This window comes from Alkalicaulis satelles, assembly GCF_008630495.1.
Classification (GTDB): Bacteria; Pseudomonadota; Alphaproteobacteria; order Caulobacterales; family Maricaulaceae; genus Oceanicaulis; species Oceanicaulis satelles.
Map to the genome: position 1 here is coordinate 735,086 of NZ_VWOJ01000002.1, position 13,168 is coordinate 748,253.

A 13,168-nucleotide genomic window follows, 5' to 3' on the forward strand; every position below is an offset into this window, starting at 1 on the left:
TACCTCTAGCGCTCATTGTTTGACCGGAGCGCGCCCATGCTGACCATCGCCTTCCAGATGGACCCCATCACCGGGGTCGATGTGAACGCCGATTCCACCTTCGACATTGCGCTGGAATGCTTCAATCGCGGCCATGAGCTGTGGGTGTATGAGCCGCGCCATCTCAGCTTCGAGGACGGGCGGGTGCGCGCAAAGGCGCAAAAGGTCGAGGACCTCAGGCGCGTACAGGGCGGGCATGTGAAGCTGTCGGCGCCGGAAACGCTCGACCTGCATGGCGTGGACGTGGTCTTCCTGCGTCAGGACCCGCCCTTTGACATGAGCTATATCACCTCCACCCACATCCTAGAGCATCTCCAGCCCGGCGTGCTGGTGGTCAATGATCCGCGCCATGTGCGCGATGCGCCTGAAAAACTGTTCGTGACCAAATTTGAAGGCCTGATGCCGCCGACCCTGATCAGCTCGGACGAAAAGGAAATCCGGGCCTTTTTCGCCTTCCATAACCGCGACATCGTGGTCAAGCCGCTGTTCGGCAATGGCGGGGCGGGCGTGTTCCGCATCCGCGACACGGCGGAAAATCTCGCCTCGCTGGTGGAGCTGTTCCAGCAGGTCAGCCGTGATCCGCTGATGGCCCAGGCCTTCGTGCCCGACGTGCGCAATGGCGACAAGCGGGTGATCCTGATCGATGGCGAACCCATCGGGGCGATCAACCGGGTGCCGGCCGAGGGCGAGGTGCGCGCCAATATGCATGTGGGCGGCAAGGCGGTGGAATCGGCTCTGTCCGAGCGCGATCTGGAAATCTGCGCCATCATCGGCCCGGAGCTCAAGCGCCGGGGCCTCGTTTTTGTGGGCATTGATGTGATCGGGCGCTATCTGACTGAAATCAACGTCACTTCGCCCACAGGACTGCAGGAGCTGCGGCGGTTTTCCGGCGTGGACGGCTCGGCCGTCATCGCCGACTGGATCGAGGCGAAGCGCGCATGAGCGCGATCGACCCGGTCACGCTGAGCCTGCAATGGGCGCTGAGCTATCCCTTCGCGCGCCCGCAGCAGGCCTTCATCTTCGTCAACGGCGCCAGCTGGCCCTTGCTGTCCAGCGAGGGCGGGTTTGGCGGCTGGCGCGTGCAGACGGGCCGGGAGGCTGTGCGCCTGAAGGCGTTGCTCACCGGCCGACAGCTGGGCGCGTTCGAGGCGGGCGAGTATCACGCGGTGGCTGCGGTGGGCTCCAACGCCGCGCCGGGCCAGTTGCGGCGCAAATTCGCTCACAAGCTGGATGATGTGGCCATCCCGGTGATCGAGATCACCGTGCCGGACCATATCGTGGCCTACGCCAACCGGCTGGCGGCCTATGGCTCGGTGCCCGCCACGCTGGTGGGGCGTCCCGGCGGGACCGCGCGGGTGTGGGCGACGCTGCTTAGTGATGCCGACTACGAGACGATGAACGCCACCGAGGATCGCGGCGAGATTTATGACGGCGTGCCCATAGCGCCGCTGGATGCGCCGGACGCCGTGACCCGCCCGTTCGAGGCCTATGCCTGCCTGACGGGCTGTTTGCCGCTGCGGGTCTCGGCCTTTGCCTCAACCGGATGCGCCTGGCCCGTGGGCGGGCAGTGGGAGGCGCAATCCATGGCGGTTCAGGCGCTGGGCCTTGATTTGCCCGTGGACCGCTTCGTCACGGAAAATGTCACAGATGCGAATGTGCGCGCGGCGCGCGACCTCGCCTTGTCGCAGGCCTATCCTGAAAACCGCTGGATCAGGGCGTCCGGGTCATAGGCCTTGTCGGCGCGCGGACGGAACATCCAGGTGATGGCGCCGCCGGTCAGGGCGAAGGGCAGGCCGATCACGGCCAGCAGCCCGGCCTGGCGCTCAAACAGCATAAATCCGGAAAACAGCACGGCGCCCGCCGCCAGCGCAGCGCCGGTCCCTGACAGGATCAGCCGGGCGCGCAAGGACGGGCCTTCGCGGAAGGCGATTTCGCCAAATCGCGGCCTCAGCGCGTCATGCAGGCCGGTCAGCGCGCGGCGGAAGGCATAGCTTTCATCGCTCCACCCGCCATCGGGCCGCAGGCGGCGCGAGGCGAAAGCCATGGTCTTGCCGCCCGCGCGCACCCGGCACACCACCAGCGCGGCGCCCTTCACGCCCGGCGCAGGCTCCACGGTCAGGCGCACTTCTGTAACCTGGGCCAGATCAATGCGCAGGGCCAGCGAACCCTTGTCCGACAGGTCCATCCGGTCGCGATAGAGGCTGAGCGTGCGCGTGGGCGCAAACGGCGAGCGGCGCACTTCCATGACGATCAGCGGGGCGTCTGACCTCATGACGCGCGCCCGCTCTTGCTCCGGGCGCGCGAACAGGCCACCGTTGTTTCCATGACCATGACGCGCAAATTCCTTCTGGTCGCCGACGGCTCGGACGAGAGCCGGATGGCTGCATACTTCGCTGCGCGCCGGGCGCGCAATACCGGCGGAGCGGTGACGATCCTGGCGGTGGCGGAAGCCGACGGCTCGGGCGAGCTGTGGCTGGGCGTGGGCGAGGCCATGCGCGCCGAGGCGCTGACCCGGGCCGAAACGGCGCTGGAATGCCTGGCCGAAGACGTGGAGGAGGTCACCGGCGCGCGCCCGGAGGTGATCTTGCGCGAGGGCGTCATGCTGGATGAATTGCGCAAGCTGATCAGTGAGGATGACGCCATCGCCATCCTGGTGCTGGGCGCTGCGCCCGAAGGCGACGGGCCCGGTCCGCTGGTGGCGGGGCTGGCGCGCGGCAAGGGCCTGTTCGACGAGCGGGTGATTCCGGTCACGGTGATTCCCGCCGGCCTCACCCGCGAACAGCTCAAGGCGCTGGCCTGATCGTCTAGCCTCTCGGCAGCACCGCATTCATGCCGGCCACGGAGGCGGTGCGCGGAACGACCGCTTCGCCGTCAGCATGGACGATGCTCACAAACTCCCGCCCGAAGGCTGCGCCCAGAAGCGAGGGCGCATCTTCAATAGCGTGCACCATCAGGCCCTGCACATAGCGCGGCGCCTCGTCCTCGGGCGCGCCCGGATTGAGGCGGGCGCGTGCGAATTGCACAAGGGCGAGATTGGTCAGATCGCGCACGTCGGCGCGCGAATCCATCGCCACCCGGTCGCCGATGATGCGCAGCGGCGCCTCGGCGTTGGACGGCGCGTTATTGATCGCCAGGAAGGGGCGGGTGATACGCCCGCTGGCGCCATTGTCCAAAGAGGTGAACTCAAACTCCAGCGCCGTGTTGCGCGGCGCGAAGCGCGCCAGCGCCTCGGCGGTCACCCGTGCAGTGGTCAGACGCTCGGCGCCCTCCAGATCGCCGGGCAGGCGCACCACAAGCCCGTTGGCGAAAGCCGGCGGCAGGGCGGTAAAGCCCGCCGCGCCCTCGCCCTGGTCGAACACCAGGGCGCTGTCAGCACTCAGTTGCACCGGATAGCGCTGTTGGGCGATGGCGCAACCGCCCACGTCCCTGTGGCGCTGCAGGCGGATTTCCAGCGCATTGCCCAGACCCTGGAGATGAGCGGGCAGATTGACGGTGAAACGGTTCTCCATGCCCGGCTGCAGACGGCGTGAATCGATCATCTCGCCATTGAGCAGGGTGTGGATGAGATTGGTGTAGCCGTCCGGGCCTTCCGGCAGGCGCAGATCCAGCGCCACGGCTTGCGGCAGGCGTCCGCCCGGCAGGTCGGAGAGGGCGTAATCCACGCGCCAGTTGCGGCTGTTGGCGATGTTCTGGACCGAGGTGTCGGCGCCAAAGGCGGACAGCGGCGTATGGGCGGACTCGGGGCCCAGCACATCGAAAGCCACAGGGTCGATCACGTCAGCGCGGGCGATGGCCGCCAGCTCGCTGGTCAGGAAGTCGACGGTTTCAAACCGGCTGGCGTCCAGAACCGCCACCATGGTGGAGCCGGCGCGGCGGTACAGGCCCGCACCCGCCGGTGCGCGCTCGCGCACAGGCGAGAAGCCGGCCCGGCGCAGGGCTTCGGGAGAGGCGGCCAGGATCAGACCGCGCGTATCAGGACGCACGTCCGCCGCGGCGGTGGCCAGATCGACGATATCGATCTGATAGCCATTGCGGGCCAGGCGCGCGGCCAGGCGCACGCCCAGTTCAAACCAGGCTTCGCCTTCGTCCAGCGCCAGGGTCACGCGGTGGGGGGTCAGGGCCATCACGTCGCGCACCGAGCTCAGCGGACCCTCGAGATCCACTTCAAGGCCGGACTGGGCGGCGAAGGACACCATGGCGCCCATGGAGCGCTCGTTATGGCAGAGGTCTTCAGGCAGGTCGCCGCTGAGATTGAAGGCCACGCGGGCATTGGGAGCGCCGGCCAGTTCCTGGGTCAGGTCGAACACCCAGTTGAAATTGCGCCGGCCCGGCGTCAGGCGACGTTCCATCACGCGCCGGCCATTGACCGTCACCTGCAGGGCGGTGACCGTGTCCGGCCCCACATCCTGTTCGCCGGTCAGCACCAGACGCACGGCGCGCGGGGCCTGGTCGCGCACCAGGGGCAGGGTCACAGAGCCGAACGAGGGGAAGCCCGCGACAACGACGCCGCTGTCAGCGCCCGCGTCCTCAAACTTGATGCGGTGGCGGCCCTCCACGCCGATCACCGCCTGGGCGTTGGTGACGCGCTCGGCCATGCGGGTGACGAACAGGCCGAAATCGCCCTGGCCGGCATTGAGCTGGCCGGAAACAAACAAGGTCGCCACGCTCGCCAGTGCAATCACGCCAAGCGAGGCGGAAAACCACGGAAAGCGGCGTCTGTCTTCTTTGCTGGATTTCATGATCAGCCCCTGAGCTCTCTTTGTCGCTCTCGCCCGCCCCCGGCGTTAAGAGAGAATTCACCATACTTGTCTCGCCGCCCAATGAGGCCCCCACGCGACCCGAATTAGGCGCCTGGCGGGTAATATTAAGGCGCCTTTGTGTCAGAATGGTCCGCCACTCGGGTTGTCAGAACCGGAACCGCAACCCGGCCCGCCAGGCTGGACCGCCATAATCGCGCGCGGCGATATTGGAGTCATTGTCGAGATAACCGGCCGCTGCGAACAGGCTCGCGCGCTCGCTGATCTGGCGTTCCACGCGCGCTTCGGCCAGCAGGCGGCGGTCCTCGCGGTTGACCGGCAGGGCCTGGGAGAAGGCGCCGCGATAGTCGCGCATGCGGTAATCGGCGGCCAGGCCCAGCGTGGTGCGGTCGCCCGCGCGCCAGCTCACGCCCGCGCCCACGCGGGTCTCGTCAAAGGAAAAGCGCCGCTCGTCCGCATCCGCGCTTTCGCGAAAAGCCGACAGGCGCACTTCCCAGGCGTCGTCCGGCGCGCGCCAGTATTGCTCCAGTCCGGCGCGCACGCGTGTGGAGCTGAGCCCCTGCAAAGGCGCGCTGCGGAAGTCATAGGCGTTCAGCCGCAGCCGGCCCACGGTTTCCAGCGTGCGGTCGCCGCGCGGGCGCCAGCGCAGCTGGGCCTCGGCCTCGGGCCGGGTCCAGTGGGTCGAGCCGCTGCGCGACAAATGGCTGTAGGCGGCATGGATGCGGAACTGGATCGTATTGTCCTGGGTGGTGTTCCAGTACTGGATGCGCGGGGTGAGCAGGACAGAGTCCAGCCCGTCGCGGTCGAAGAAGCTGCGCACGCGCGCTTGTTGCTCGAAGCGCAGCACCTGGCGGCCCGACAGGGGCTGCACCCAGCGCGCCCAGTTATTGGAGTCAAATCCCGTGGCCAGGCCGAACGGCTGGCCGCCCGGTCCGGCGTCCAGCGCCTCGTCCGGCGCGAACGGATCATCACGCGCGATCATGGTGTCGGACGTGAACTCGAACCGGCCTTGCTGGGCCTCGGCCGCTGCGCTTGCGGCCAGCGCCAGGCCGGCGGCTGCGATGGTGTTGCGCATGGGGTCCCCCTCAAAGAATTTCGGCCCTGGCCCGGCCCGATATCAGTTTCGCCTTTATTTTGCCGGTTAATGCGGCGTTAAGATAGGGTCATCGCGCCCGAATGGGGAGTTGAAGGGGCGCAGATTGGGCGATTTTCAGGCGAGGGGGCCTGCCATGGACGATGAGATCAAGGCGCGCACACGGCCCGATGCGCCGCGCGAGGCTGCCGTCAAATCGCGTCCTGCACGCCAGGCGCTGGACGATCAGGGCCGTGCGGCGGATTTTTTCCGATCCGTGGATTCCGCGCCCAAGGCGGTGTCTGTCGCGCGGCCGCGCTCGGTGCAGGACGTGGCGCTGGTCACATTCGCCTTCGTGGCGGTGATCGTCCTGGCCCTGCCCGAGCTGGTCCAGACCGGCGTGCTCAATCTGCCTGTGGCGCGCGATTATGTGCTGTTCACCGCCGACCGGGTGAATGTCATGCTGCCGGTGCGCAGCTTCATCCTGTCCTTCTTCCTGACCTATGCCATTTTCGCCTATGGCTCGCGGCTGACGCGCATGAGGCTGGGCGGGCTGTTTGTGTTGAAGTTCACCCTGGCTTGCGCGGTCATTGACGGTGCGGCGTGGGCCAGTTGGCGCTTTGTGGACGCGGTCTGGCCGATCCATTTCCAGCAATTCCTGGCCGGCATGGCGGGGCTGGCCATCTTTCCCCACACCCTCATCTCCAATGCGCGCCTGCCGGTGGATTCCGGCGTGGCCAATCTGCGCACCGGCAAGATCCATGAATACGCGGTGCTGTTGATTGCGGCGGGCATCGCCGCGGTGATCGCGATCATTGTGGCCACGGTCTATGCCGACGAGGCGGGCTATGTGCGCTCCATCGCGCTGTTGGGCGGGATGGGGCCGGGCGTGTTCCTGGCCCAGCAGCTGATGACCGGCCAGCTGGCCACCATCGGCTGGATGCGCAATATGGTCTCGCGCCGGCGCGCCTACGCCCCGCCGGTCACCGTGCTGGTGCCGGCTCATAACGAGGCCCACCAGATCCGCGAGACCCTGCTGGCGGTGGACGCCGCCGCGCAGCGTTATGACGGGCCGGTGCGGGTGGTGGTGATGGAGAACTGCTCCACCGACGCCACCGCCCGGCTGGCAGAAACCACGCTGGGCGGATGCCTTCATCTGGCAGGCTGGACGGTGGACGTCAGCACCATTCCCGGAAAGGCCAAGGCGCTCAATCGCGGGCTCGATCTCATCGAGGACGAGTATGTGGTGCGCATTGACGCCGACACCATGATCGGGCCGGACGCCATCCGTACCGCCATGCGCCATTTCGCCAATTCCAAGGTCGGCGGGGTGGGCGGCCTGCCCCTGCCCCAGGAGGATGAGGGCCTGCTCTCCAAGGTGCGCGCCATCGAGGTCTTGTTGCGCCACGGCTTCGTGCAGGTGAGCTTTGGGGCTTTCGGCGGGATTTTCGGCCTGCCGGGCATGTTCGTGATCTATCGCCGGCGCGCGCTGGACGAGGCGGGCGGTTTCACCGAGGGCATGAATGGCGAGGACACCGACATCACCCTGGCCATGACCAGCCTGGGCTGGCGGATGGTCTCCGACCCGCGTGCGAAATTCTATACCGAGACGCCCGACACGCTGGCTTTCCTGCGCGAGCAGCGCACGCGCTGGTTCCGCTCGCTCTACCACGTGACCGCCCATAACCGCACCGCGCTGTTCCGCAACGGCTCGATCATCGGGTGCGTGGTTTTGCCCTTCACACTGCTCAATGGCGCGCGCCGGGCGATGATGACGCCGCTGCTGATCTACGGGCTGATCGTGTTCTTCATTTTCGGGGGCGTTTACGGCCACCCCGATTTCGCCACCGTGGTGGCGGTGATCCTGGGCATGCCGTTCATTCTGGCGCTGACCGTGCTGATCGTCTGGCGGCGTTTTGACCTGTTATGGGTGCTGCCGCTCTATATGGGTTTCCGTTTCCTGCGCTCCTACTACACGCTGGGCTCGACCCTGTCGCTGATCTATCCGCCCCGCCGCGCGGAGCGCGCCTTCCAGGCGCCCAAGCCGCGCCAGGCGCCGCCGTTTACGGGCTAAGGCGTCAGCGTCCGCACAGCGCGGCGGCCTCAGGCTCCGTGGCCCAGCCTTCTTCGAGCGCCTCATCCCAGGCGTGATGGTTGATCTCGACCACCAGCAAGGTGGAGAAGCATGCTCCGTCATCGCCGGGCAGGAAGCGTTGGGCGCGCAGCCAGCGGCTCACGGCGTTGCGGTAGTCGGATGTGGCCAGACTGACATGCCGGGAATCCATCTCGCCCGGCGGCGCGCCGAAGGCGCATTCGACGCGTAAATCCGAGCTGCGGCCGTTCGGCCTTACATTCGCGGCCACGGCGCAGGCGGCCGGGTGCCAGCCCCGGCCGACGGCTTGAGCGGGGATCGCAAATCCCGGACCCGCCAGTCTCTGAGTTGGGATCCGCCAGCCGCCATCCGCGTCAGGCGTCAGCGCCGCCGTGACGGGCGGGGCGCCCTGCAGATCGCGCGGCAGGCGCACGCCGGCCAGGCGCTGATCCAGTGCGGCTTGCGCTGATGCATCTGCGCAGACCGCCTGGGGCCGGTTCTGGCCTTCGGGGAAATGGATGTCGCAGCTGTGTTCCGTCACGCCTGCTGTCAGAAGCAAAAGTGTTGCGAGCATGGGGCTCTCCATTCGCGTCACGCGCGAGCCTAGAAGAGCCTGCCGGGGCGATCAACGCAAAAGCCGGTTTTCCTGCCCGGTCACCGCCCCTTCAGCCAGCCCGCATTCAGGCAGGTCTCGGCGATCTGGACGGCGTTGAGCGCGGCGCCCTTGCGCAGATTGTCGGACACGATCCACAGGGCCAGCCCGTTCTCCACGGTGGGGTCCTTGCGGATACGGCTGACGAAGGTGGCGAATTCGCCCACGCTCTCGATGGGGGTGACCAGCTGGGGATCATCCTCGTCGGCGCGGTCGACCACCATCAGGCCCGGCGCCTCGCGCAGGATCGAGCGGGCCTTGGCCGGGCTCAAGGGCCGGTCCAGCTCCAGATGTGCGGCCACGCAATGGCCCACGAACACCGGCACGCGCACGCAGGTGGCGAACAGGCGGATGGAGGGGTCGAGAATTTTCTGGGTCTCGGCCGTCATCTTCCACTCTTCCTTGGTGGAGCCATCGTCCAGGAAGACATCGATCTTGGGGATCACGTTGAACGCGATCTGCTTGATGAAATGCTCAGGGGTCACCTCGTCATTGACGAAAATGCCCCGGGTCTGGGTCCACAGCTCGTCCATGGCCTCCTTGCCCGCGCCGGAGACCGACTGATAGGTCGCCACGCTGGCGCGCGCGATGCCGGCCGCATCATGAATGGGCTTGAGCGCCACCACGGTCTGGATGGTCGAGCAATTGGGATTGGCGATGATGTTCTTTTTCGGCCGCTGGCCGAGCACGTCCGGGTTCACCTCCGGCACCGCCAGCGGTACGTCCGGATCCATGCGCCAGGCGCTGGAGTTGTCGATCACCAGCGCGCCGGCCGCGGCGATTTTCGGCGCCATGTCTTTCGACAGATCGCCGCCCGCGCTCATCAGCACCAGATCGACGCTTGCGTAGTCGAAGGTCTCGGCGTCCTTGATCTTCAGCGTGCGCTCGCCATAGGAGACCTCACGCCCGATGGACTTGCGGCTGGCCAGCGCATGGACAGTTTCAGCCGGGAACAGGCGCTCGGCCAGGATGGTGAGCATTTCCGCGCCGACCGCACCGGTGGCGCCCAGAACGGCGATATTGAGGGGCATGGCGGGTTCCTCGAATGGGGTTCCTCCCCCCGCATGCGGGGGGAGTGGTCCGAAGGACCGAGGGGGGCAGCGGCGGAGCACGCATCATCAAACTTTGAACGTGCGGCCTCCCCCCTCCGTCCGCTTCGCTGACACCTCCCCCGCAAACGGGGGAGGAAAGGTTCAGGCCAGTTCCGGATCAATGCCCTTGCAGGCTTCCACCAGACCCTTCACCGAGTCCACCGAGTGGTCGAACATGGCCTTTTCGTCGGCGTTGAGGCTGATCTCGACGATCTTTTCCACGCCGCCCGCGCCGATCACGATGGGCACGCCGACATACATGCCGTCCACGCCGAACTGGCCGGTCAGATGGGCTGCGCAGGGCAGGATGCGCTTCTTGTCGTTGAGATAGGATTTGGCCATGGCCACGGCGCTTTCGGCCGGGGCGTAGAAGGCCGAGCCGGTGCCCAGCAGCTGGACGATCTCGCCGCCGCCCGAGCGGGTGCGCTGGACGATGGCGTCAATGCGCTCCTGGGTCGACCAGCCCATCTTGATCATGTCCGGCACCGGAATGCCCGCCACGGTGGAATAGCGCGTCAGCGGCACCATGGTGTCGCCATGCCCGCCCATGACGAAGGCGGTCACGTCCTCCACCGAGACGCCGAACTCCTCGGCCAGGAACCAGCGGAAGCGCGCCGAATCCAGCACGCCGGCCATGCCCACCACCTTCTCGTGAGGCAGGCCGGAAAACTCGCGCAGCGCCCACACCATGGCGTCCAGCGGATTGGTGATGCAAATCACGAAGGCGTCCGGCGCGTGGGCCTTGATGCCCGCGCCCACCGATTTCATGACTTTCAGATTGATGCCCAGCAGGTCATCGCGGCTCATGCCCGGCTTGCGCGGCACGCCGGCGGTGACGATGCACACATCGGCGCCGGCGATGGGGGCGTAATCCTCCACCGAGCCGCCAGACAGGGCGCTGTCCTTGCCGAACACCGGGCTGGCCTGGGCCAGATCGAGCGCCTTGCCCTTGGCCACGCCCTCGGCCAGATCCATCAGCACCACATCGCCCAGCTCCTCGCGGGCGCAGATGTGAGCGAGCGTGCCGCCGATCATGCCGGCGCCGATCAGGGCGATCTTCTTGCGAGCCATGTGAGCTAATCCCCTTGAGGGTTGGAAAGTGAGCCGCCGCGCCCGCTTCGCAGGCGCACAAATGCAATGGCAAGGGGTCTAGCGCCGGATGCAGGGGAAGGCAATCGGCTCTGACTTCATATGTCCGGACAGGGTGCGCGGGCAGCGCTGCGCCCGGCCACGCTTGACGCATAGCCGCACGGGGCCTAAGCCTGCGCCCCGACGGTCCCGCGCGAGCGGGTGAAAGAGGGAACACCGGTGCGGAGGCCTGAACGCCTCCAGGTCCGGGGCTGTACCCGCAACTGTGAGCAGGGAGGGCGTCCGCCAGCATCGCCACTGGGCCGCAAGGCTTCGGGAAGGCGGCGGACGCGCGTTGATCTGCAAGCCAGGAGACCTGCCGTCACGTCGTGCGGACCGGGCGCGGGAAAACGCCAAGGCCGGCGCGGGTTCATCCCACGTGAAACGACACCGATAAGCGCGTGAGCGCCGGTGTTTGCCCTTGTCTGCATTCCCCGGCGCGCGGTGTTCAACAAGTCGCGGCGGCGGGGCGCTCACTCCCGCACGATTGCGCATCATCGGGATGAGTCTGACATGACCCTCACCCTTGCGGGCCTTGCGGCCCTGACGCTGGCGCAAGGCGCGCCGGCGGCTGACACTCAAACATCTGAAACGTCCGACGTGATCAAGGTGACCTCCGTGCGCCTGCCGGTGCTGGCGCGCGAGAGCGGGACGGCCCTGACCGTGATCGGACGGACCGAACTGGACCAGACCGCCTTTCTGGTGGAGACGCTGGCTGCGGCGCCGGGCGTCACCATCAATCAGACCGGCGCGTTCGGCGGCGCCTCCACGGTGCGCATTCGCGGCGCCTCGGGCGGCCAGACCCTGGTGCTGATCGACGGCGTGCCGGTCAATGACGCCACCTCGCCGGGCGGCGCCTATAATTTCGCGGCGCTGGACCCGGACGCGGTGGAGCGCATCGAGGTGCTGCGCGGCGCTCAGTCGGTGCTGTGGGGGTCGGACGCCATTGGCGGCGTGGTCGCCATCGAGACCCGCCGCGCCGCGCCGGGAACCGGCGTGAGCGGATTTGTTGAGGCCGGCTCGTTCGACACGCTGCGCGGGGGCGCGGCCTTTGAAGCCTCCGGCGAGCCGGGCGCCCTGCGTCTGGGCGTCACCAGCACGGCCACGGGGGGCATCTCCAAGGCTGACGAGCGCGACGGCAATACCGAGCGCGACCGGTTCGACGCCGTGACGCTGCACGCCAGCGGACGGCTGGAGCTGGGTGAAGCCGGGCAGCTGGATTTGGCGGCCCGCCAGACCCGCGCGCGCACCGAATACGACTCGTTCGGCGCGGTCACCGGCGTTGAAGATGGCGACGAATTCGACAAGACCCGCGACCGCTCGGCCTCGCTGCGCTGGTCCAACAGCTTCGCCGGTGACTCCCTCACCACCTCGGCCCTGATCGGCTATGCCGATATCGAGCGTGACGCCTTCGCCAATGGCGCGTTTTCCTTTGATGCGCGCGGCGAGCGCGTGACCGGGCGCCTGGACGGGGCCTGGACGCTTCAGGCGGGCCACCGCCTGGCGGCGGGGCTGGATCTGGAGCGCTCCAAGGCCGATGGCGAAAGCTCGCGGCAGGAGGGCCTGTTCGTGCTGGGCGAGCTGCGCCCGGCTGAGGGCGTGGTGCTGACCGGCGGCGTGCGCCGTGATGAATCCGACCGCTATGGCGGGGCCACCACCGGGCGCGTCAGCGCCTCGGTCCAGGCGGCCGGTACGCTGCGCCTGCGCGCCAATGCCGGCACGGGTTTCAAGGCGCCGAGTATTTTCCAGACCACCTTTTTCTGCTGCGGGGCCGCGGGACCCAACACGGACCTGAAGGCCGAACGCAGTGCAGGCTATGATATCGGCGCCGATCTGGCGCTGGCCGGCGGCGCGGTGATGCTGGAGGCGACCTGGTTCGCCCAGGACATCACCGACCTCATCGATTTCTCCTTCGCCGCCGGCGGATACGAGAATATCGCCAGGGCCGACACGTCCGGCGTGGAGCTGGGCGCCCGGGTGCGGCTGGCGCAGGGCTGGAGCGCCAGCGCCAGCTATACCTGGCTGGAGGCCGAGGACGGCGATGGAAACCGGCTGGCCCGCCTGCCGCGCCATACCGCCGATGCGGCGCTGAGCTATACCCAGGAGCTCTGGGGCGCCACGCTTTCGGGACGCTATAACAGCTCGGAAACCGACTCCTTCGGGACTGCGGGCGCCTGGACGCGTCTGGACTTCAACGCCCATTACCAGCTGACGCCGCGTTTGCAGCTCTATGGCCGGGTGGAGAACCTGCTCGACCGCCATTACCAGCAGGTGTTCGGCTTCGGCACGCCGGGCCGCTCGGCCTGGGTGGGCGTCAGGCTGTCGCGCTAGGGAGTG

Annotated in this window: 11 protein-coding genes and 1 riboswitch; of the genes, 5 read left to right on the forward strand and 6 right to left on the reverse strand. The window is 67.5% G+C overall.

The annotated features are described in order from the left end of the window. The first annotated feature begins 36 nt into the window (after positions 1-36). Together gshB and F1654_RS09200 are read left to right on the forward strand one after the other, a co-directional pair. The gene (gene gshB, locus F1654_RS09195) at positions 37-981 is read left to right on the forward strand and encodes a glutathione synthase (protein ID WP_150023222.1); all 945 of its coding nucleotides are present in this window, start codon (positions 37-39) and stop codon (positions 979-981) included. Beyond that, positions 978-1,769, forward strand: coding sequence for a hypothetical protein (locus tag F1654_RS09200; protein WP_150023223.1), 792 nt, complete (start codon positions 978-980; stop codon positions 1,767-1,769). Before gshB ends, F1654_RS09200 begins: the two co-directional genes overlap by 4 nt. On the opposite strand, the gene F1654_RS09205 is transcribed toward F1654_RS09200, so the two are convergent. After that, entirely contained in the window at positions 1,730-2,311 is a 582-nt protein-coding gene (locus F1654_RS09205; RefSeq protein ID WP_150023224.1) for a hypothetical protein, read from the reverse strand. The two genes, F1654_RS09200 and F1654_RS09205, sit on opposite strands and share 40 nt — an antisense overlap. Positions 2,312-2,362: 51 nt before the next feature. Here F1654_RS09205 and F1654_RS09210 point away from each other — a divergent pair, with 51 nt between their 5' ends. Next, positions 2,363-2,839 carry a universal stress protein gene (locus F1654_RS09210; protein WP_150023225.1) on the forward strand — a complete coding sequence of 159 codons (477 nt, stop codon included), beginning with the start codon at positions 2,363-2,365 and terminating at the stop codon, positions 2,837-2,839. 4 nt (positions 2,840-2,843) lie between these two features. Here F1654_RS09210 and F1654_RS09215 read toward each other — a convergent pair whose 3' ends face one another. Beyond that, entirely contained in the window at positions 2,844-4,778 is a 1,935-nt protein-coding gene (locus F1654_RS09215; RefSeq protein WP_150023226.1) for a hypothetical protein, read from the reverse strand. A gap of 166 nt (positions 4,779-4,944) precedes the next feature. Next, positions 4,945-5,871, reverse strand: a complete 927-nt coding sequence (locus F1654_RS09220) for a porin family protein (protein ID WP_150023227.1) — start codon at positions 5,869-5,871, stop codon at positions 4,945-4,947. 154 nt (positions 5,872-6,025) lie between these two features. On the opposite strand from F1654_RS09220, the gene F1654_RS09225 reads away from it, so the two are divergent. Beyond that, the gene (locus F1654_RS09225) at positions 6,026-7,942 is read left to right on the forward strand and encodes a glycosyltransferase family 2 protein (protein WP_233205205.1); all 1,917 of its coding nucleotides are present in this window, start codon (positions 6,026-6,028) and stop codon (positions 7,940-7,942) included. 4 nt (positions 7,943-7,946) lie between these two features. Here the strand turns inward: F1654_RS09225 and F1654_RS09230 are convergent, their stop codons facing one another. The 3 genes from F1654_RS09230 to mdh all read right to left on the reverse strand — a co-directional run bounded on the left by F1654_RS09230 (position 7,947) and on the right by mdh (position 10,774). Then, positions 7,947-8,534 (reverse strand): hypothetical protein, encoded by a 588-nt coding sequence (locus F1654_RS09230; RefSeq protein ID WP_150023228.1) that lies wholly within the window; start codon positions 8,532-8,534, stop codon positions 7,947-7,949. An 80-nt stretch (positions 8,535-8,614) separates the two neighbouring features. Next, positions 8,615-9,643 carry an aspartate-semialdehyde dehydrogenase gene (locus tag F1654_RS09235; RefSeq protein WP_150023229.1) on the reverse strand — a complete coding sequence of 343 codons (1,029 nt, stop codon included), beginning with the start codon at positions 9,641-9,643 and terminating at the stop codon, positions 8,615-8,617. Between the two features lie 162 nt (positions 9,644-9,805). Beyond that, positions 9,806-10,774, reverse strand: a complete 969-nt coding sequence (mdh, locus tag F1654_RS09240; protein WP_150023230.1) for a malate dehydrogenase — start codon at positions 10,772-10,774, stop codon at positions 9,806-9,808. Between the two features lie 185 nt (positions 10,775-10,959). Further along, positions 10,960-11,169, forward strand: a riboswitch (cobalamin riboswitch). Positions 11,170-11,344: 175 nt separating this feature from the next. Here mdh and F1654_RS14110 point away from each other — a divergent pair. Then, positions 11,345-13,162: a TonB-dependent receptor plug domain-containing protein gene (locus tag F1654_RS14110; protein WP_199200523.1), complete on the forward strand. Its 1,818-nt coding sequence runs from the start codon at positions 11,345-11,347 to the stop codon at positions 13,160-13,162. Positions 13,163-13,168: the final 6 nt, after the last annotated feature.

Excerpts from the sequence above, each read along its gene's own strand:
- gshB (WP_150023222.1), top strand. The coding sequence starts at position 37 with ATGCTGACCATCGCCTTCCAGATGGACCCCATCACCGGGGTCGATGTG.
- F1654_RS09200 (WP_150023223.1), top strand. The coding sequence starts at position 978 with ATGAGCGCGATCGACCCGGTCACGCTGAGCCTGCAATGGGCGCTGAGC.
- F1654_RS09205 (WP_150023224.1), bottom strand. The coding sequence starts at position 2,311 with ATGAGGTCAGACGCCCCGCTGATCGTCATGGAAGTGCGCCGCTCGCCG.
- F1654_RS09210 (WP_150023225.1), top strand. The coding sequence starts at position 2,363 with ATGACCATGACGCGCAAATTCCTTCTGGTCGCCGACGGCTCGGACGAG.
- F1654_RS09215 (WP_150023226.1), bottom strand. The coding sequence starts at position 4,778 with ATGAAATCCAGCAAAGAAGACAGACGCCGCTTTCCGTGGTTTTCCGCC.
- F1654_RS09220 (WP_150023227.1), bottom strand. The coding sequence starts at position 5,871 with ATGCGCAACACCATCGCAGCCGCCGGCCTGGCGCTGGCCGCAAGCGCA.
- F1654_RS09225 (WP_233205205.1), top strand. The coding sequence starts at position 6,026 with ATGGACGATGAGATCAAGGCGCGCACACGGCCCGATGCGCCGCGCGAG.
- F1654_RS09230 (WP_150023228.1), bottom strand. The coding sequence starts at position 8,534 with ATGCTCGCAACACTTTTGCTTCTGACAGCAGGCGTGACGGAACACAGC.
- F1654_RS09235 (WP_150023229.1), bottom strand. The coding sequence starts at position 9,643 with ATGCCCCTCAATATCGCCGTTCTGGGCGCCACCGGTGCGGTCGGCGCG.
- mdh (WP_150023230.1), bottom strand. The coding sequence starts at position 10,774 with ATGGCTCGCAAGAAGATCGCCCTGATCGGCGCCGGCATGATCGGCGGC.
- F1654_RS14110 (WP_199200523.1), top strand. The coding sequence starts at position 11,345 with ATGACCCTCACCCTTGCGGGCCTTGCGGCCCTGACGCTGGCGCAAGGC.